The 20214-nt window shown below is 40.7% G+C and carries 20 protein-coding genes; 2 read left to right on the top strand and 18 right to left on the bottom strand.

What is annotated here, in order from left to right:
• Position 1: 1 nt before the first annotated feature.
• From PBF_RS06925 to PBF_RS06865, 14 genes are all read right to left on the bottom strand, one after another.
• Complete coding sequence (locus PBF_RS06925) at positions 2 to 451, bottom strand: hypothetical protein (protein WP_035328772.1); 450 nt, start codon at positions 449 to 451, stop codon at positions 2 to 4.
• 1 nt (position 452) lies between these two features.
• The gene (locus PBF_RS06920; protein ID WP_035328769.1) at positions 453 to 1913 is read right to left on the bottom strand and encodes a UDP-N-acetylmuramoyl-L-alanyl-D-glutamate--2,6-diaminopimelate ligase; all 1461 of its coding nucleotides are present in this window, start codon (positions 1911 to 1913) and stop codon (positions 453 to 455) included.
• Between the two features lie 385 nt (positions 1914 to 2298).
• Complete coding sequence (locus tag PBF_RS06915) at positions 2299 to 4215, bottom strand: stage V sporulation protein D (protein WP_035328767.1); 1917 nt, start codon at positions 4213 to 4215, stop codon at positions 2299 to 2301.
• A 97-nt stretch (positions 4216 to 4312) separates the two neighbouring features.
• Positions 4313 to 6535, bottom strand: a complete 2223-nt coding sequence (locus PBF_RS06910) for a penicillin-binding protein (protein ID WP_035328765.1) — start codon at positions 6533 to 6535, stop codon at positions 4313 to 4315.
• Positions 6535 to 6900, bottom strand: coding sequence for a cell division protein FtsL (ftsL, locus tag PBF_RS06905; protein ID WP_035328763.1), 366 nt, complete (start codon positions 6898 to 6900; stop codon positions 6535 to 6537). Before ftsL ends, PBF_RS06910 begins: the two co-directional genes overlap by 1 nt.
• Before the next feature lie 56 nt (positions 6901 to 6956).
• Positions 6957 to 7889, bottom strand: a complete 933-nt coding sequence (gene rsmH, locus PBF_RS06900; RefSeq protein ID WP_035328761.1) for a 16S rRNA (cytosine(1402)-N(4))-methyltransferase RsmH — start codon at positions 7887 to 7889, stop codon at positions 6957 to 6959.
• Positions 7890 to 8000: 111 nt separating this feature from the next.
• A complete protein-coding gene (gene mraZ / locus PBF_RS06895) occupies positions 8001 to 8432 on the bottom strand; it encodes a division/cell wall cluster transcriptional repressor MraZ (protein ID WP_035328759.1) in 432 nt (143 codons plus the stop codon).
• A gap of 279 nt (positions 8433 to 8711) precedes the next feature.
• Positions 8712 to 10346 (bottom strand): bacillithiol biosynthesis cysteine-adding enzyme BshC, encoded by a 1635-nt coding sequence (gene bshC / locus PBF_RS06890; protein ID WP_035328757.1) that lies wholly within the window; start codon positions 10344 to 10346, stop codon positions 8712 to 8714.
• A gap of 142 nt (positions 10347 to 10488) precedes the next feature.
• A complete protein-coding gene (locus tag PBF_RS06885; RefSeq protein WP_235192219.1) occupies positions 10489 to 10875 on the bottom strand; it encodes a DUF3397 domain-containing protein in 387 nt (128 codons plus the stop codon).
• 10 nt (positions 10876 to 10885) lie between these two features.
• Complete coding sequence (locus PBF_RS06880) at positions 10886 to 11779, bottom strand: 2-dehydropantoate 2-reductase (protein ID WP_035328753.1); 894 nt, start codon at positions 11777 to 11779, stop codon at positions 10886 to 10888.
• Between the two features lie 182 nt (positions 11780 to 11961).
• The gene (locus PBF_RS06875) at positions 11962 to 13503 is read right to left on the bottom strand and encodes an acyl-CoA carboxylase subunit beta (RefSeq protein WP_035328751.1); all 1542 of its coding nucleotides are present in this window, start codon (positions 13501 to 13503) and stop codon (positions 11962 to 11964) included.
• Between the two features lie 45 nt (positions 13504 to 13548).
• Positions 13549 to 13713, bottom strand: a complete 165-nt coding sequence (locus tag PBF_RS26095) for a hypothetical protein (RefSeq protein WP_160169247.1) — start codon at positions 13711 to 13713, stop codon at positions 13549 to 13551.
• A 163-nt stretch (positions 13714 to 13876) separates the two neighbouring features.
• Positions 13877 to 14089 (bottom strand): acetyl-CoA carboxylase biotin carboxyl carrier protein subunit, encoded by a 213-nt coding sequence (locus PBF_RS06870; RefSeq protein WP_035328750.1) that lies wholly within the window; start codon positions 14087 to 14089, stop codon positions 13877 to 13879.
• A gap of 15 nt (positions 14090 to 14104) precedes the next feature.
• Positions 14105 to 15448 carry an acetyl-CoA carboxylase biotin carboxylase subunit gene (locus tag PBF_RS06865; protein ID WP_035328748.1) on the bottom strand — a complete coding sequence of 448 codons (1344 nt, stop codon included), beginning with the start codon at positions 15446 to 15448 and terminating at the stop codon, positions 14105 to 14107.
• Between the two features lie 263 nt (positions 15449 to 15711).
• Between PBF_RS06865 and PBF_RS06860 the strand changes: the two genes are divergently transcribed.
• Positions 15712 to 16185, top strand: coding sequence for an N-acetyltransferase (locus PBF_RS06860; protein ID WP_035328746.1), 474 nt, complete (start codon positions 15712 to 15714; stop codon positions 16183 to 16185).
• Between the two features lie 78 nt (positions 16186 to 16263).
• Here the strand turns inward: PBF_RS06860 and PBF_RS06855 are convergent, their stop codons facing one another.
• The 4 genes from PBF_RS06855 to PBF_RS06840 all read right to left on the bottom strand — a co-directional run bounded on the left by PBF_RS06855 (position 16264) and on the right by PBF_RS06840 (position 18715).
• Entirely contained in the window at positions 16264 to 16893 is a 630-nt protein-coding gene (locus PBF_RS06855; protein WP_035328744.1) for an RsfA family transcriptional regulator, read from the bottom strand.
• Between the two features lie 108 nt (positions 16894 to 17001).
• Positions 17002 to 17760: an enoyl-CoA hydratase/isomerase family protein gene (locus PBF_RS06850; protein WP_035328742.1), complete on the bottom strand. Its 759-nt coding sequence runs from the start codon at positions 17758 to 17760 to the stop codon at positions 17002 to 17004.
• 138 nt (positions 17761 to 17898) lie between these two features.
• Entirely contained in the window at positions 17899 to 18072 is a 174-nt protein-coding gene (gene rpmF, locus PBF_RS06845; protein ID WP_009791160.1) for a 50S ribosomal protein L32, read from the bottom strand.
• 118 nt (positions 18073 to 18190) lie between these two features.
• The gene (locus tag PBF_RS06840; RefSeq protein ID WP_035328739.1) at positions 18191 to 18715 is read right to left on the bottom strand and encodes a YceD family protein; all 525 of its coding nucleotides are present in this window, start codon (positions 18713 to 18715) and stop codon (positions 18191 to 18193) included.
• A gap of 229 nt (positions 18716 to 18944) precedes the next feature.
• Here PBF_RS06840 and PBF_RS06835 point away from each other — a divergent pair, with 229 nt between their 5' ends.
• Positions 18945 to 20159 (top strand): nucleotidyltransferase, encoded by a 1215-nt coding sequence (locus PBF_RS06835; protein WP_035328736.1) that lies wholly within the window; start codon positions 18945 to 18947, stop codon positions 20157 to 20159.
• The last annotated feature ends 55 nt before the right edge of the window (positions 20160 to 20214 follow it).

Raw genomic sequence — 20214 nt, 5'->3', positions numbered from 1 at the left:
CTTATCCCCTCCTTTCCCGCTTGGCATTTCCAGCAGCTTCCGCTAATCTTTCAGCCATTACAGCAATATCATATGTTGTTTCGTTTTCTTTAAGACTTTCTTCATCCGAAATAAGGAAATTAGTTGTGTTCATTTTTACTTCTGCTTTACTTAATTTATTTATATATAATTCCATGATATCCTTTAAGCCTTTCGTTAAGTCGTTTGTATAAAAAATAGGGAAATGATTTGGGGTGTATGCCGGCGTCTCTGCATTTTCATTCCAGATTGCAGCAATAGCCCCTTTTTCAATAGCTTCCTTCAGATTTCCGTCCTCTCCGTAAGGAATATAAATTCCTTTTGGCTGCGGATCAGAAGAGGACGAAGCGACGGTATGAAATTCCAGCTCATGATCCTTTATCCCTTTTACAGCCGGAAACAATTCCGCTAAATCCTGATACTTCAAATACATTTTATCGCTCCTCTATAGCCTCTTTTGCCACCAGTCGGTCATCAAAGTCAAAAACATGGCTGCCTACAATCTGATAAGTCTCATGGCCCTTTCCTGCTATTAAGATAACGTCTCCTTCACTGGCATTTTTCACAGCATAGTGAATGGCCTCTTTTCGATCGACGATAATTTTATAACTTTCACCTTTTACTCCCTCTTCCATATCCCTCAGTATTTGGATCGGGTCTTCACTTCTCGGGTTGTCTGAAGTAAAGATTGGGTCTGTACTATACTGGCATGCAATTTCAGCCATAAGCGGACGTTTTGATTTGTCTCTGTCTCCTCCGCAGCCCACGATGGCGAAAATGCGCTTCTGAGCAAATTGCTTTACCGTTTCCAGAGCATTTTTCAGGCTGTCCGGTGTATGCGAATAATCAACAATCACAGAAAAATCCTGGCCTGCATCTACGGTTTCAAATCTGCCGGCTACCCCTTTGACTTCTTCCGCAGATTTAATGATTTGAGAGATTGATATCCCCGCAGCGATACCTGCCCCAATACTGGCAAGGACATTATAGATGCTGAACCTGCCTATCATTTTTAAAGAAACTTTATGCTTCCCGAATGGTGAGATTAAGTCAAATTCCGTACCGGCAGCAGTCATCTGAATATTAATGGCCCGAAGATCAGCTTGCTGATCAATTCCATAGGAAATAACGTGAGCTGCCGTCGATTTTTCATATTCTGCAGAAGCAGGGTCATCTGAATTTAAAATGGCATACTTAGGTTCATCAAGATTATAGGCACTTCCAAGCTGGGCAAACAACAACCCTTTTGCTCTCCTGTATTCATCCATTGTTTTATGATAATCCAGGTGATCCTGTGTCAGGTTTGTAAAAACGGCTATATTATAATCACAGCCATGAACACGGCCTTCAACAAGTGCATGGGAAGACACTTCCATTACAGCTGAATCCACACCAGCATCTGCCATTTTTCTGAATGTGCTTTGCAAAGTCAAACTTTCAGGAGTTGTATTTTTCACTTCAAAGGTTTCATCGGCAATCTTCGTATACATCGTGCCAATTAAGCCGGTTTTCCTTCCTGCATCAGCAAGGATCTTTTCAATTAAATGGCTTGTTGTTGTTTTGCCATTAGTCCCTGTTATGCCGATTAAATGAAGCTGCTTGCTCGGCTGTCCATAAAAAGCATCAGCCAGCACGGCCATCGCCCGTTTTGTATTTTTAACCACTATAACCGGGACATCCAAGTCCAGCTCTTTTTGGGCAACTACAGCTGCTGCACCTTTTTCGGCAGCAGAAACTGCAAAGTCATGGCCATCCACCGTATAGCCCTCAATGCAAACAAACAGACTTCCAGGTGTAACTTTCCGGTTATCATTAACAATCGCTGTGATTTCAGGGTTTTCCCCTTTATATGTAATGTAAGGCTGTAAAAATCGCAGCAGTTTACTTAATTCCATCTTACCATTCCTCTCATGTTAAACAGAGCAAAACTAATTCCTTTTTTAGTGAAGCTGGTCAGTATAAAGTGAAACTTCAATTAGTGGGGAGTGCTTTTTCCCCGCTAATTGTTAGTTGAACCAATCGGGCCTATACGGACAGTTTGACCCCCGCTTATCCCCATTGATTCCTCTTAGTCTTGAAGTGGGGTCTTACTGCCCGTTAGACTGCGATAAATAAATATAATCAAAATAACATTCTAAATGATGGCGATATATATTGTACAGGATAATCGCTTTTTTAGCTATTTAATATATAGAAGCCAAACTTTGAAAGTATGTTACAGTTTCCTTACAAACAAAAAAATTCAGGCGGCGCAGGAGGAAGCCGCCTGAATTCCTATTATTATTTGTCATCAAAATACAGGCGGATCGTTGAACCTGCTTTTAACTTAATGCCCGGCTGAGGCGTTTGCTTCACCACCGTATTTCCTGTCCCGCTCGCATCAATTTTCAGGTTGAGATATAGTTCACCAAGGTCTTTCTTTGTCAGACCTACCATATCCGGAACCTCAATCATTGGGGAATCCATCCATGTCAGCTCTTTTTCAATTTGATCTTTGCGGGGCTTTACACCCATTGCCCGGAGGCTGTCCCCCATGATTTCCCCTACAATCGGAGCAGCAACAACACCCCCAAATTGAACGGTTCCTTTTGGATTATCTACAGCTACATACACGACGAGCTGAGGATCATCAGCAGGTGCGAATCCTATAAATGATACGATATGGTTATTTTCCAGGTACCGGCCATTCTGCGCTTTTTGTGCCGTCCCGGTTTTTCCCCCAACACGATATCCGTCAACGAACGCTTTTTTTCCTGATCCTTTTGCCACAACTGATTCCAGCGCTTTTCGGATTTCATCCGATGTTTCCTTTGAGATTACCTTTCTCTTTGCTTCAGGTGATTTTTTCATCAATATTTCTCCGGTAGCCGGATTAATAAGCTCTTTGGCTATATAAGGTGTATATAATGTTCCTCCATTAACGGCAGCCGAAATGGCTGCTACCTGCTGAATCGGAGTCACGGAAACTCCCTGTCCAAAAGCAGTAGTTGCCTGCTCAACAGGGCCAACCCGATCGAGATCAAATAGAATCCCTTTCCCTTCGCCTTGCAAATCGATACCGGTCTTTTCTCCGAACCCGAAGTCACGAATATATTTAAACAGTTTCTCTTTGCCTAATCGCTCACCCAGCTCTACAAAACCAGGGTTACAGGAATTCTGTACTACTTCAAGATAAGTCTGGCTGCCATGACCGCCCTTTTTCCAGCATCTTAGTCTGGCACCGCCAACTTCAACAGAGCCCGGGTCATGGAAATGATCCTTTTCCAAGTCTACTTTGCCCTCTTCTAAAGCTGCTGCCAAAGTGATGATTTTGAATGTGGAACCAGGCTCGTACGTACTCCAGATTGGCAGGTTGCGATTGTAAATTTCCGGGGGTACATTCCTGAAATTCGCAGGGTCAAAATCGGGCCTGCTGGCCATGGCAAGAACTTCACCGTTATTTGGATTCATGGCAATTGCAATTATTCCATCAGGGTTGTATTCAGCCTGGGCAATATCAAGCTCCCTTTCTACGATTGTCTGAATTTTGGAATCGATAGTGAGCTTTAAATCCATACCATCAACCGGCGGCTTGTAGTCATCCGCCATATCGTTCATCCGTTCTCCCTTTGCATTCGCATAAAACTTAACAGATCCTTTTTTTCCTTTTAGTTCTTCATCATAATATAATTCAAGACCCATAAGACCCTGATTATCAATTCCCGAAAACCCCAAAACATGCGAGAGATAATTCCCGAAAGGGTAATGGCGTTTTGAATCTTCTCCGATATATATGCCTTCAATTTCCAGTGCACGGATTTCTTTCGCTTTTTCATGAGAAATTTTTTGGCCTTCAGGGATTTTCACACTTGATGCTCTTTTTGTGATAAGCTGGTAAGCTTTTTCTTTTGACATATTCAGCACTGCAGCCAATTTCTCTGCAGCATCAGCAGGATCTTTTATTTGCCTGGGTACAACATAGACAGTTGGGGCACTGACATTCGTAGCCAGCGGAACACCGTTGCGGTCGACGATTTCTCCTCTTTCCGGTTCGAAGGGGATGTCTCTGCTCCAGAGCTCCTTTGCGCCATCTGTAAGCACATTCCCCAGAAAAAATTGAACATATCCCAGACGCAAATCAATAATAAAAAAAACGAGAATACCAACAAACAACGCTGCAGTCAGCCGTTTTCGAACGGTCACATTTGAAACTCGCATGTACGGACGAACCTCCTTAGATTATGGCTCGTTCCAATATATGCTTGTACCAAAATGAATAGAACGCACTGCCGCACATCGGCAGTACGTTCTTCATTTAATCCAGCACTGCTTCCTCTTCTTCCTGCTGCTCTTCTGATTGAAGGTTCTCCTCATTATATTTCTCAGCAGGCTGCTTAAGTTCGACGATTAAATAGTCACCTTCCCTAAGCACAGAACCGGCTTTTAGATTTTGTTTCACCACATATCCGCTTCCTACAGTATTAAGCTTTAAGTCAGCAAGCTTTGCCACCTTCATGACGTCCCTTAGCGACCATCCAGTCATATCAGGCACTGTTAATTCGCCATCCGTCTTTAAGATCACTCTTTCTCCTTCAAGCAAATTGTACATATTGCCAGGAACCTGTCTTTGCACCTTGCTGCCCTTTCCCAGCACAATAGCTTCAAATCCGGATTTTTTTAATTGTGCTTTTGCTTCCTCAACTGTTTTCCCTTCCACTTCAGGTGCTTGTTCTGAGTTTGCCTTTAGTTCTTTTGCCGGTTCAATATTTAAATATTGGAGACTGCTTTTCATTACCGGTGTAAAAATCTTAGCAACAGGTTCTGCACCATTTGTACTGAGGTCAATATCCGGCTGCTGGACCGCGACATAGATGATCAGTTCAGGATCATCTTTTGGCGCCATACCTAAAAACGAGAAGATAAAATTTTCATGACCCGTTAAATATCCCCCGCCATTTGGATCAGGGATTTGAGCAGTCCCCGTTTTTCCTGCAACCTCGTAACCTTCGATATTATACCTTTTATAGCCTGTTCCATTTTCAGAAGACACAACCGTTTCCAGTATATCTCTGGTTTTCTTTGCCGTTTCTGCTGAAATTGGATTTCCCTTCACCTTCGGCTCTGTTTTTTTCACAACTTCATTTTTATCGCTATTAACAATACTGCTGATGACATGCGGCTGCATCATTTTGCCGTCATTTGCAATGGCAGTAGCTGCTTGTATTTGCTGAATAGGCGTAATGGCTGACCCTTGTCCGAATCCGGTAGTTACCTTATCAAGAGGCCACTCATAAGCGATCTTTCCGCCAGTTTCATTCGGCAGGTCAATTCCCGTTGGATTTTCAAACCCGAACCTTGTTATATATTCCCTGTATTTTTCATACCCGAGCTTTTCTTTCACTATTTTCGCAAAAGCCACATTCGATGAACGCTGAACACCCTCTAAGTAAGTAATGGATCCCCATCCCCGTCCCTGGTTATGGTCACGTATAGCCGGTGAATTTTCCGTCACTTTATAACTGCCTGATTTATACCATTCATTCGGATCAAACTCTCCCTCCTCAATGGCAGCAGCCAAAGTAAAGATTTTCATGGTTGATCCGGGCTCAAATGAGTTTTCAATCACTTCATTATGCCAAGTGTCTTCAATGCCTTCCTTTGTTTTCGGATGAAATGAAGGCCTCTGTCCCATAGCCAAAATCTCACCTGTTTTAGCATCAGCGACTACTGCGACCATCTTTTTCGGCTTATATTCCTCGTCTACTTTATTCATAGAATCTTCGAGGAAGGTCTGGATCTTTTTATCGATCGTCAGATACACATCTTTACCATTTTGAGCCGGCTGAATTTTTTGATCTCCATTAGGAAGCAGATAGCCCCAAATATCACTTTCATAGCTGAATTTTCCATCTTTTCCTGTGAGCACCTTATTCAAGCTCTGCTCAAGGCCAAGCATCCCGACTGTATCGGTCTTATTTGTCTTCGATTTTTTCTTTTCAACATACCCTACTAAATGTGAGGCGAAGACTCCATTTGGATAAAACCGTTTGGAATCTGTTATGAATGTAATCCCCGGCAGCTTCAAATCTTCTATTTCTCTTTTGGTCTTTAGCGGAAGATCGCGGCCCTCTTTTCCAAATTCAACCTGAAATGGTTTTTCCCCATCTTTTGTTTTCTTTGTCAAAATTCTATAAATTTCCGACTCTTCCAGGTCAATAGCTTTTGAAAGCGCGGCTGCTGTTTTACCTGGGTCTTTCACATAATCAGGTTTCATGCTTTTGTCAAGGATTGCTACAAGCTTGTAGGAAATAGTATCCTCGGCAATGACTTCCCCATTACGATCATATATAGTTCCCCTTTTGGCCTGAATTGTCTTTTCGCGTTCATATTTCTGCTGAGCCTTAGCCGCAAGTGCGTGGCCCGCTGCTTCACCCGTTGCCTGAATGGAAACAAAGCGAAAAATTAATACAAAAAAGAGCAGGCTGAATATTAAAAATAATATCGCTGCTCCAAAATTGATATTTGGCTGTTTCTTCATTAATCTTCCACGACCTTGACATTATTTCCGCTGAATTTGAGACCCATTTCTTCAGCTTTTGCTTTGATGCGCTCGTATGTACTTAATTCGCTCACTTGCATTTTGAGATCTGTATTCACTTTGTTCTGCGTTTGGATTGCTTCTTCAGTTTGCTGAATTTCTTTGTTTACTTCGTAAATGGCTGCCTGATTTGAAACCATTTGCACTGCACCAAAGCAAACAATGCCAGTGAAAGCAAGACCCAGTATTTTCTCGCCGGGGGAAAGCCATGACTTTTTTGATTTTAATTTCTTTGGGGCCTGTACGGGCTGGGTTTGAACATCAAATTGTTTATCTTCCTGAATTTTTCGGGCTAAATTGCTCATAATTCCCCTCCTGAAATTTTTTATTCTCTATTTCGGGTCTTCGATTAAAGCTTTTCTTAAAGCTTTTCCGCTATTCTCAGCTTTGCGGACCTTGCACGATTATTATGTTCCAGCTCTTCCTCTGAAGGCAGGATCGGCTTTCTGTTAATTAGCTTTAAGGTTGGTTTATATTCATCTGGAATAATCGGCAGGCCGGGAGGCAGATTCGGTGTTTCACTGGCTTTTTTAAAGGCAGCTTTGCAAATCCGGTCCTCGAGTGAGTGAAACGTAATTACGCTGATTCTTCCATTGGGATTTAATATGTCAATAGCCTGGTGCAGAGAATCCTCAAATACACCCAGTTCATCATTCACAGCTATTCTAATTGCCTGAAAAACACGCTTGGCGGGATGCCCGCCTTTTCTCCGGGCAGGTGCAGGAATGGCCTCTTTAATAATTTCAACCAGCTGGCCTGTTGTTTCTATTGGAGAAACTTCCCTGGCCGCTTCAATTTTCCGCGCAATTTGCTTCGAGAATTTCTCTTCTCCATATCTGAAAAAGATTTTCACAAGTTCACCATATTCCCAGCTGTTTACTACATCATAAGCGGAAATATCAGCACCGGTATCCATTCTCATATCAAGCGGGGCATCATTATGATAGCTGAATCCCCTTTCAGGTGTATCCAGCTGAGGTGAAGAAACGCCAAGGTCATATAAAACACCATCAACCTTATAAACACCAAGGTTTTCAAGCTCTTCCTGAAGGTACTTGAAATTGCTTTTGATAATCGTGATTCTGTCGCCATATGCAGCCAGTTTTTCTTTTGCGTGTGCAATTGCTGTGTCATCCTGGTCAAATGCGTATAGCTTTCCCTTTTCAGACAGCTGGGAAAGAATTAATTTACTGTGGCCTGCTCCGCCCAGGGTACAATCCACGTACACACCATCAGGATTGATGTTTAAGCCTTCTACTGTTTCTTTTAATAGTACTGTTGTATGTTCAAACATTGTTGAATGAATCCACCTTTCCAATCAGAGAAGCACAAGACGCAATTTAAGCATCTGGAGCTAAACAAGTATCTTTGTTTCATGGGAAATTATATTACTAAAACATTCCCATTATATATCAAACCCAATCATATTTTCCGCAATATCAGCAAAAGATTCCTCTGATTCTGCAAAATATTCTTCCCAAAGATTTTTGCTCCATATCTCGATCCGATTGGAAACGCCCAGCACTACACATTCTTTTTCCAATTTTGCATATTGCAGAAGCGGGGAAGCAATATTTATTCTTCCTTGCTTATCTATTTCACATTCAGTGGCACCTGAAAAGAAAAAACGGGTAAATGCACGGGCATCTTTTTTAGTAAGCGGAAGGCCTTTTAATTTCTCTTCAAGCTGACTCCACTCATCCATGGGGTAACCAAACAAACATTGATCAAGTCCGCGGGTCAAAACAAATGTTTCACCCAGGTTATCACGAAACTTGGATGGCACGATGAGACGGCCTTTATTATCAACGTTGTGATGGAACTCACCCATGAACATACCCACTGCACCCACTTTCTAACTCAAATGTACCACAATCCCCCACTTTCCTCCACATGTTTTTAATTATTCTACCACTACATTTAAAATCCTGCTTCCCATAAGGTATTCGTCCATTTTCCGTTCGTCTTTTTATTACAATTTCTTTAAACTCTTTACTGTTGTTTCACATATTTTTTTAAAGGGGAAATTACAGGTGATAAATAGGCTTCACCGTCTTTTTCATATAGAAAAAAGACCTTATCCGATTGGATAAGGCCCGAAGAATAATGGCGAATATTAAATTTTTATGACTTTGTGTGTCCCATCAAAATCAAATGAGAGTTCAAGTAATTCTTCAATAAGATTAATTCCATATTTATTAAGGTAATAAAGAATATTCCATACTCTTTCCTGAGGAATCCCGCCCGGTCTCAGGGAGTTTTCAGCTTTTTCATATTTTTTAATGACTACTTTATGTTTTTGCTGTATGGATTTCTGGATTTTATTCTCCATGAAATCTATCTGCTTTAATAACAGTTCTTCATTTTTCTTCAACATTGGAAGAAGGGCACTAACCTCTATTAATGTTAGTTCTTCAATAAGTTCATAGTTTTGTTTTAATTGATCTTTTGTTTTTCGGAACTTGTCTTCTATGAATTCATTTTTTATACTCTTTAAATAAACTTCCTTTACATCTTCGGTTCCTGATACGAGCACAGCCTGCAAATCAAGCCCTAAATCGTCCAAATCACTTTCTACAGACCGTTCTAATAAGGTTATATTTAAACGCGGCATAATAGGAGGCATTTTCATCCCAAACCATTCAAATGCCATTTTAAGTTCAGCCCAATAGGCAATTTCACCAGGCCCGGCTATAAAGGCAAGAACCGGAAACAGGCATTCCTGAGTGATGGGTCTTGTCACCACATTATTGCTAAGTCTTTCAGGATGATTTTCAGCAATCTCCAGAAGGTCATTCATGGTAAACTCATGGAAGCATTCCTTACCCGTAAATACCTTTTTCTCCTGATTGAACTCTAAAAGAATCCTTTCTTTATGCTTTTCATCATAATAAAACAGGTTGGCAGCATTTTCACTTAAATCAATGGCATTTGGAAAACCGGCATTCTCCAGGCTATGCTGCTGGCTTTTCACACGGTTTGTGATTTCTTCAAAGCCTTTGATCTGTTTGCCAAAAATACTGCTTTCAAGTTTGCGGAGCCTTCGGTCACCTGAATCAACCAGAAGAAGCCCTGTTTCTTTAAATAAATGCATGATAATGCCGGCAAAGAAATCCACATAGGTTTGGGAATGCATAATTATTTCTTCCAATATCAAAAGAAGATTTTTTGTATGTTCGGTCTCTCCGAAAGTTTCAATGATGTCTTCCACCCATGCCCTGCACGTTTCACGGTTCAAAGGGATATTTGAAACCATTTTCTTTTCTAAAACTTTTTCAGGATATGTCATTTTTTCCATTTTATTATTTTTCTCGATGAAAATATGATTTACTTCCTGATAGTCATGATCCTCGCCCGCAATCCAGAAAACAGGGACAACGGGTATGCCCAGCTTACTTTCCTGCTGTTTTGCAAGATGTATGATTGAGATGATTTTATGTATAGTATAAAGAGGCCCCGTCAAAATCCCTGCCTGTTGCCCTCCGATAATCACTGCACTATTTTCTTGCTTCAGTTTATTTAGCGAATCATGAACTGCCGGGGAAGAAGGAAAACGATCCATAAACTCTCCAATATATTGAGAAAGTTCATTTCTCATAAACGACCGGCTCTTCAGCTCAGCTAACCTTGCTTTATAGTCAGAATCCGAATTATAACGATAGTGAAAAAACTGCATAAGTTCTTCTGTTTGTGCAATATAATCTGTTGCGAACCGGTTTGTCGCCGGTAATGAGAGATTAAGAATCTCCATTAATGAACTTCCTTTCTCATAGCTGATCGATTTTGATTTTCATCTTATGAGTATAGCATTGTCTTAATTCAAAAGAAAAAAACTTTGCTTACCTAAATGCTTCAATTCTAAATGTTAAATCATTTTGTTTTAAAACCCGTTATTAAGGTATAAAAACAACAGAAGTTACCCTTTGAACAAGCCCGATTATCATCAGAATAATATAAGCGGTTAAATAGAGCAGGAAATTAAATCTCCAGAACCCTTTGAATAAGACACGCATATTGATTTCCTGCTTAATTCTCCACTGAATGATAATAAAAAAGACGGCTGTAATGAGCAGGGATAAGATAATCATCCATAAATACGATTTATCCCAGATAACGATAATTAAATAGTGAACCGCCAATATAAATAAAAATGTGCTTACATCCAAAGCAATATGTACAGATTTTTTATGTTTTTTAGTAATTTGTTTGCTGATAACAAAAACAGCCAGATATCCAAGCAGCGGTATGGTCACCATCGTTGCAATCAGGCTTGAGAGCACAGCGTTCAACTTATTTCCCCCTCTCCCTGCCTTTGATCTGATAATAAAGACTTTCTGTATATGGAGCAGATATCTTCTTCATTTCAGCTTCCTTGAGGATATAGCCTAAAATAGCATCGATCTCTGTTTCCCTGCCTTCTTCAATATCCTTAAGCATTGAGGATCTGTTCATCCCGGTCTCCTCACAGACACTTTTCACATGGTTTAAAGCAGATGCTTTATCGTGGATATTTAATATGGCACTTACCTCGTCAAACAGCTTCAAAAATAGCCGATAATAACTTTTATTCGAAAGCAGTTCACCATTTCTAACACGAAGAACTGCTGTGAGAGGGTTTATAAGACTGTTTACGATTAATTTTTGAATTAGCATTTCCAGATGATCCCCGACAAAAATAAAAGGAAAATAACAAGATGCCGAATCGGATATTTTCTTCAGAAATTCCACATCTCCCTTTATTGCTGCCACTTTTGTGACTCCTATCCCAGTATGCAGCACAGTGTCAGGCTCTGTCTTTAAAGCACCATGCTCAACACTGCCCACAAAAAGGCTATCAGTTTCAAGCATTTCTGCCCACTTCAAGTGCCCCATCCCATTTTGCAGAAACAAAAAAGAGCCTGATTTGCAAGCATCCATCTTCAATATTTCTCCTGCCAATTCAGGAATGCTGTATTGCTTAACCGCAATGATTGTTAAATCCTCTTCCCCCTTCCATTCACTAAAATGACATGCTTTAACGCGGGTATTGCTGCGGATTCCATTTCTCTCGAATGTAAGTCCATTTTTGCGCAGTTTCTGCAGCTGGCTGCTGTTTCTTACATAAACAAGCACTTCATGATTTTCATTTAAGTAATGGGCAAACAGAAGACCTACAGCGCCTCCACCGATAATAGCTATTCTCATAACAACTCCACCATTTTTACTTTTTAAACATATTTTAACAAAATAAGATAAATTCATGGGTAAAATGGAATATTTTTAACTTGAAATCTAATAGTTATTTCTTAATTCCATTTTTCATCAGCTAAATCCTTTAAAAAAATCCCTTTTTCGAAAAACGAAAAAGGGATTTTTAATGATGAGGATTAAACCGGATAAACCGGATGTTTGCGGACACTGAATGTCAATTCTTTAGTCTCATACAGATCAAATCGGTTAATTAAAACATTTCTTAAATCTGAAGGTGCAACAATATCGTCAACAATTAATTCAGAGGCGAGCTTGTAGATATCAATTGTTTCTTTATATTCCTGCTGTTTTTCCTGAACATACTTGATCTTTTCTTTCGGGTCTTCAATCGCATTGATTTTATTGGAATAAACAGCATTTACTGCTGCTTCAGGTCCCATTACTGCAATTTGTGCTGTTGGCAATGCTATGCAGCAATCAGGCTCAAATGCCGGACCAGCCATTGCATACAGTCCGGCTCCATATGCCTTTCTGACAACAACAGAGACCTTCGGAACTGTTGCAGAACTCATGGCAGCGATAAGCTTGGCACCATGGCGGATAATTCCAGCTCTTTCCACCTTCGTCCCAATCATAAATCCAGGAACATCCGCCAGGAATAACAGCGGAATATGGAAAGCATCACAAAGCTGAATAAATTTCGCTGCTTTATCCGCAGAATCCACAAATAAAACGCCGCCTTTAACCTTTGGCTGGTTGGCAATAATTCCTACGGGCCTTCCTCCTATTCGGGCAAGTCCTGTAATCAGTTCAGAAGCAAAAAGCTTCTTAATTTCAAAAAAGCTGCCTTCATCAATTAAGGAATCAATACACTCGTACATGTCAAATGGCGCATTCTGATTTTTAGGGATAATTTCTTCTAGGACGCGGCCGGATTTTGGCAAGACGGCCTCCAGCCTCTCGGGTTTTTCTTTAAAGCTTGCCGGAAAATATGCCAAATACCTTCTTGCTGACTCAATAGCCTCTTCCTCACTATAAGCAAGGACATCACCACATCCGCTGACAGAACAATGCATGCGGGCGCCGCCCATTTCTTCCAGGGTTACCTTCTCCCCGATAACCTTTTCTGCCATCCTTGGTGATCCAAGATACATAGAAGCATTTTGATCTACCATAATAACAATATCACAAAACGCAGGTATATAAGCTCCGCCGGCCGCAGATGGTCCAAATAGGAGGCAAATCTGCGGTACCATGCCTGAAAGCTTTACCTGATTATAAAAAATTCTTCCTGCTCCGCGTCTATTCGGAAACATCTCAAGCTGATCGGTAATTCTGGCACCGGCAGAGTCAACCAAGTATAGAATCGGAATTTTTAACTTCTCTGCTGTCTCCTGAATACGGATGATCTTTTCAACCGTTCTCGCACCCCAGGAGCCGGCTTTTACTGTTGAATCATTCGCCATGACGCAAACAGTCTGGCCGTTTATCTTTCCAACAGCAGTTACAACTCCATCTGCAGGAAGGTCATTTTCCTGGCAGTTTGCAAATTTGCCGTCTTCCTCATAGAATCCGTCATCAAACAAAAGCTCAAGCCGTCTTCTGACAAATAATTTGTTTTGTGCTTCATTCTTTTCATGATATTTTGGATGTCCGCCAGCTTCAATTATCCTGCTTCTTTCCTGGAGCGTCTCAGTTAATGTCTTTGCAGTAGTCATTCCCATCCTCCTCAAATATAAAGTGAAACTTCAATCAGGGAGGACTTATCCCCTGATTGTTAGTCGCGTTCTAGTGTCGCTAAGATCTCCGCTTGCGCTTCGATCAATCGACACTACGAACCCGATTGGTTCAACTAAGCCTCTGCCTGCGCGTCGGCAAGTTTCACTGTATCTCACCAATCTGGCCTTTACGGGCAGTTTAACCCCCACTTATCCTCCTTTGATTCCTCTGAATCTTGAAGTCGGGGTCTTACTGCCCGTTAGGCTGCGATAAATTTCACATATTGCAATAACCTGCATTGCAGATAGGTACACGCTTCAGACGGGGCTTAGCAGCAGCCCACTTCCTCACTGAATCCGTGTCCCTGCCTCCTTATTCAAATACAATCAATACATCGCCTTCGTTCACAAAATCTCCTATGCTTACCTTTACTTCGGAAACTTTTCCGGCAGTTTCGCTTTCGACCGGAATTTCCATTTTCATGGATTCAAGCATTAGTACTTCCTGTCCTGCATTAACATCCTGGCCCGCTTCGACCAACACATTTAATACAGTACCTGCCATTGATGATGTAATTTCTTTCATTGTAATTTCCTCCTTTTAGTTAACGGCAAAAGCCTTCTGGGTTAGGTATGATGTAGAATAATTCCCTTTACGGAAATCATCGTCTTTTAAAATTTCTTTAAATAATGGGGCATTCGTCTTAATTCCTTCAATTTCCAGTCCATCAAAGAATTGCAGTGCATTTTTGATTGCTTCATCCCTTGATTGGCCATAAATAATGCATTTTGCGATCATTGGATCATAAAATGGGCTGACTGCCGTATTTGAAGCATATCCGTAATCTACTCGTATTCCCGGAGAATCTGCCCATTCAAATTTTGACAATTTTCCAGGAGAAGGCATGAAGCTTACAGGATCCTCTGCATACAGCCTAAATTCAATCGAATGGCCCTGCTGCTCTATGCTGTTCTGTTCAAGTGGAAGCTTTTCCCCTCTTGCTGCAAGGAGCTGCCATTCGACAAGATCCAGGCCGGTTACTTGTTCAGTTACGGGATGCTCAACCTGAAGCCTTGTATTCATTTCAAGAAAATAAAAATTCTCCTGTTCATCTACAATGAACTCAATAGTACCGGCATTTTTATAATTGACTGCTCTGGCAGCAGTCAAAGCTGTATCATACATCTTTTGCTTTGTTTGCTCTGAAAGGAAAGGAGATGGTGATTCCTCCACTACCTTCTGATGTCTCCTCTGTATAGAGCAATCTCTTTCAAATAAATGGACGATATTCCCATGATGATCACCAAACACCTGTACTTCAACATGTCTGGCATTCTCTATATACTTTTCTACAAAAACCTCATCAGAACCAAAATAAGCCTTAGCACGGGCCTTGGTTGAGGCAAAGGACTTAGCGAGCGCTTGCTCATTTTCACAACGCACCATTCCAATTCCTCCGCCCCCACCACTTGCCTTCAGCATGACTGGGTAACCCATATCATCAGCAAGCCTGCATGCTTCCTCAAGGGTGGAGGTTCCCTCTCCGCTTCCCGGGACAACCGGCACTCCTGCTTCCTTCATGGTTTTGCGGGATACAATTTTATCCCCCATCAATTCAATGGTTTCGGGATCTGGTCCTATAAAGGCAATCCCTGCATCAATTACGGCTCTTGCAAAGCCGGCGTTTTCGGACAAAAAACCATATCCCGGATGAATTCCATCTGCCTTTTCCCTTTTGGCAATCTCTAGAATGGCATCTGTTTTTAAATAAGATTTACTGACAGGCGGTTCACCGATACGGAAAGCATATGTAGCTTCTTTAACAAATGGCAGGTCTTTATCTGCATCAGAATATATGGCAATAGTTTCAATTTCCATTTCACGGCAGGTTTTAATGATTCTTAAAGCAATTTCTCCCCTGTTGGCAATCAGAATTTTTCGCACAATCCGGCCCCTTTCTACTTGTATTAATCCTGCAATAATAAATATTTCTACAATCTTCTGCTAATTTCCTGCTATTTTTGTAAACGCTTTCTGATTTTTATAAAAAAACTAAAAATATATTAAGTTTTCCATATGTGCAGAATTTTTTGTTTACTTGTTATATAATAATAGACAAAGAAGAAACCTTTCAACTATAAGGAAGGTATTATAAAGCGTTTACATCCGCAGAAGTCCTACACACCGATGGCTAAGGGGGAGATTTTATGAACTATAAGGTTGAAAAATTAAAGGTAAATTATAAAACTCTGGAAGAGTTCAAGAAATTTAAAGAATATGGATTGCAGGAGCTTTCCATGCTTGAAGACCTTGAGGCTAATATTATCGAAAACGACAGTGAGTCGCCTTTTTATGGTATTTATTTCGGGGATAAACTTGTTGCACGCATGAGCCTTTACCAGATTGAAGCAAGATTTGACCGCTATTTCGAACCTGCACAGGATTATTTAGAGCTATGGAAGCTTGAAGTTTTGCCTGACTATCAAAACAAAGGCTATGGACAATCACTTGTAGAATTTGCAAAAGGATTTGGACTTCCTATTAAAACAAATCCGCGTGTGAAATCAAAGGCCTTTTGGGAGAAGATGGGATTTGAACCCGTTCATTATGATATGGAACGCGACCTGGGAGAGAATCCGCTTGCCTGGTTTCCGGCTGGTGTTAAAGAACAAACCCATTAAGCAGATGTCTTCTACTATAAATGCATAAAAATAAGCGGACAAATTTCAGTCCGCTTATTTTTATGCATTTACAATAATCTATTTCTCAACCTTTTCAGGCTTTATTTCGGGATTTACAGTAAAATTCAAGTTTTTGTGGCGGCTGCCGTCCTTATGCCAAACAAGCTTTCTTGCACTTTCCATAATCTCTACCAGTGCTTTGTAATCCTGTTCAAGCGTATTTAACTCATTAATTAATTTCTCATTTTCCGCAGCCAGGTAGTACATTTGCTTCTCCAGCTCCTGAATGCGTTTCAAAGCACTGGGATCTTCTGCAGGTGCAGGTTTCTGAGCATTCTCATATAAGACTTTTAGAAAGCCGACTAATTCATTAAACTCGATTCTCCTATTAATTGCCTGAACTGTGTTTTTGCTTTTTTCCGCCTTTTCCGCAGGAACTTCATGAATATCTTGTTCACTTCCAGCAGCCTGCGGGTTTTTCTTTATTTCTTTTCTCTGCTTTTTTGCCAATTCAATACCTGATTTATATTGTTTTCTTACATAAGAATTCCAGCGAAATCCGCAGGCAGCCGCGGTTCTGCTTAACTGTTTGCCAACTTCTTCAAATGCCTGAAGCTGAGTTCCTCCTTCACGTATATGACGGAGCACAACTTCTGCAAGAAGTAAATCTTCATCTTGAGACCAAGCATCCTGACGGGTTGAAGACATCAGCGTATCCCTCCTAGTGTTTTTCTTTATACATATGCCAATGCTAGAAAAGATAGACTGATATCATATTATAAAATGCAACTTTATTCATCCCCGCAAAGAATACACTTATGGCTTATTCAGGAAACTGTCAACTTTTGCATGGTGTGCTTCTCCCTCCCATAAAACCGAACAGCGGCGCACTTCTTGGTCAATTCTCTCTTCTAAGCCAGATTTCGACCACTTATTTACAAGAAGATCTTTATAAGCTTCCAAAACCTCACTCTCAAGCCTAAGCATTCTTTCCAGAAAACTCAGACACCCATCGGCTGAATCCCCCTGAAAGACTGAATGTATGAAACCTAATTCTTTTAATTCTTCTTCATTATATAATTTTGCTTCCATCAACATTCTCATGGCATTGGCAGGAAGCATCTTTTCCATAATGATGGAACCGCCGCCCCAGCCGGTTGTTATAGCTAAAGTTCCCTGGATGAAACCGGCTTTTATTCCTGCTTTGGCAATCCGGTAATCACATGCTGCAGCCAGCTCACAGCCTCCGCCGACAGCTGTTCCATTCAATATGGCAATAGTTGGTTTTCGCAAGAATAATAATTTTTTTAAAAGAGCAGCCATTCTGCTTAGCATTCCAAAGGCTTCATTTTCTGTCTTTAAACTGTGAAAGGAAGATAGATCTCCTCCTGAGCAAAAAGCCTGGTCTCCCTCACCCGTAATCGCAAGCACCTTAACTGACTGCTTACCAGCCATATGAATTGCGGTCTCCAGACCATCCATAACCTCATAGTTTATGGCATTTCTTTTTTCTGGCCTGTTAATCCTGAAAATTAACAGTCCATTCTCAAATTCTTCAATTATGTAAGGTTTCATCGGTGCCTCCTTAAACTTTGATTAAACTATTTTTAATATTAGCAAAAATACAGATAGTCTTGTACTTATAATGATTAAATCGATCTTTAAAACGACAAAAGCACAAGAACTAAGTTCTTGTGCTTTGTATCTAAAGGATTAGTCGTTAACTACTTCTTTTCCTTTGTAAGTTCCGCAAGCTTTGCAAACGCGGTGAGCAAGTTTCATTTCACCACAGTTTGGGCATTCCACCATACCAGGAACCTGTAATTTAAAATGGGTACGACGTTTTCTCTTCGCAGTTTTAGATGTTCTTCTAAAAGGTACAGCCATTCTTCCCACCTCCTTAAAGAGTATTAGAGGATGTCCATAGGAATTGGACAAACCCATTAAGAAAGTTATGAAGGCCAGAGCAAGCTGGTGTCTTCAAGTGCTTCTTGTTTTTCTTCCGTTATGAATCGGAAGAAGGATCATTCTGATCAAAAAATTGAGCAAGTCCGGCAAGACGAGGATCTACTTTATCCTGTTTATCCTGCTCATGAATGACCTCCCAATCCTTACCGGATTGCGGAGCTCCCTCTTCACTGCTGTCTTCGCAGAAAACTTGCATTGGGACTTCGAGTAAAAGGATCTCATGAAGGATCGGATTTAAATCAATCACATCCCCTTTTACCTGGTGAACTTCCTCTTCAGTCTCATAATCAGGACCTTTTAAGAGGAAAGTTTCAGTTGTTTCAACATTAATTGGATAATTTACGTCAACTAAAGTACGAGAACAAGGCAGTATTAAATGACCCTTTATAGTTAAATGAAAGGTCACTTTGGCAGAATCGATATCCGCACGGCCAGTCACATGCATTTGTGATGCACCGCGTATTTCCGGATTCAATTTCATGACCTCATCAGCATTGACAGTTTCATCAATGGGAAAGTCCTTGCTTCGATATTTTTGTAACTGACTTAAAGTCCATTTCATACGAATCACCCCAAGGCAACAAAGGTAATTATAGCCTTCCTATAATTATTTGTCAATATTTTTTCTTTACACTATAATGTAGCTATTATCATACTATTGAAGGCTTCTTTAGTAAAAAGTTTTTTTGCGGGATTTAGAGATTTTGTCTACTGGGCAAGGCGCTCCCGCTTTTCTTTTAATACTTTTTCCAATACATATCTTTTTAAACCTTTTCGAGGAGTATGTCAATATGAAAGCAACAGGTGTAATTGTAGAATATAATCCTTTTCATAATGGCCATGCCTTCCATTTGGAGCAGGCCAAAAATATTTCAGGTGCAGAAACCATTATTGCGGTCATGAGCGGCAACTTTCTCCAGAGAGGAGAACCAGCGTTAGTTTCAAAATGGAAACGAACAGAAATGGCACTAAAGGCAGGTGCAGATATTGTATTTGAACTTCCCTACCAGTTTGCTGTTCAGCAGGCAGATATTTTCGCAAGCGGAGCAGTATCCATACTCGAAGCAGCCGGCTGCAGCAGCATATGCTTCGGGAGTGAATCCGGCAATATGGAAAGCTTTCACCAAACGCTGTCATTTCTCGGAAAACATCATGCTGCCTACCAGGAAAGGGTCAGAGTACACCTTGATGCTGGAGTCAGCTATCCAAAAGCAACATCCTTGGCATTTCTTGATCTGAACCCTGAAGATGAATTGGTTGACCTTTCAAAACCGAATAACATTCTTGGATTTCATTATTTAAATTCAGCCCGCAGGATCAATTCATCTATGCAGCTGTTTACAGTTGCAAGAAAAAGTGCAGGATACCATGACGAACAATTTTCTTCTGAATCTATAGCAAGTGCGACAAGTATAAGAAAAGCACTTTTTACCGAGAATGGAGAAATTGAAGCCATTCGCCAATATGTTCCGGAAACTACATATCAGGGTTTACTTCAATATAAAAAAGAGTATGGTGCATTTAATCAATGGGAACAATACTGGCCATTTTTAAAATTCCGACTGATTCATCTACAGCCGGAACAGTTAAGATGCATTTATGAAATGGAAGAAGGCCTGGAGCATAGGTTTTTATCAGCAGCAATTCAGGCAGAAAGCTTTCAGCAATTCATGGAAAAGATCAAAACAAAGAGGTACACATGGACAAGGCTACAACGGGCTTGTGTACATATCCTTACGAATACAGAAAAAACAGAGATGCCCAATAAACCATTAAAAGCCGAATATCTTCGTCTTTTGGGGATGTCCAGGAATGGCAGGAAGTATTTAAACAAGTATAAGTCTGACTTAAAGATTCCACTGATATCAAGAATTTCATCACATGCTGCACAGCAGCTGCATTTGGATATCAAAGCCTCACGGATATATGCAATGGGCATAAATGCTCCTGCGGAACGAAATCTTATGCAGCAGGAATTTAACCAGCCTCCTATTATGGTTGACTAAATTCTGATGTGCCTTCTTTTTTCAAGACTAATTACTCCAGATTAAAAGAAAAGCC

It is taken from the genome of Cytobacillus firmus DS1, from assembly GCF_000565285.1.
In the GTDB taxonomy this organism is placed as follows: domain Bacteria; phylum Bacillota; class Bacilli; order Bacillales; family Cytobacillaceae; genus Cytobacillus; species Cytobacillus firmus_A.
This window is presented reverse-complemented; position numbering and strand designations above follow the sequence as displayed.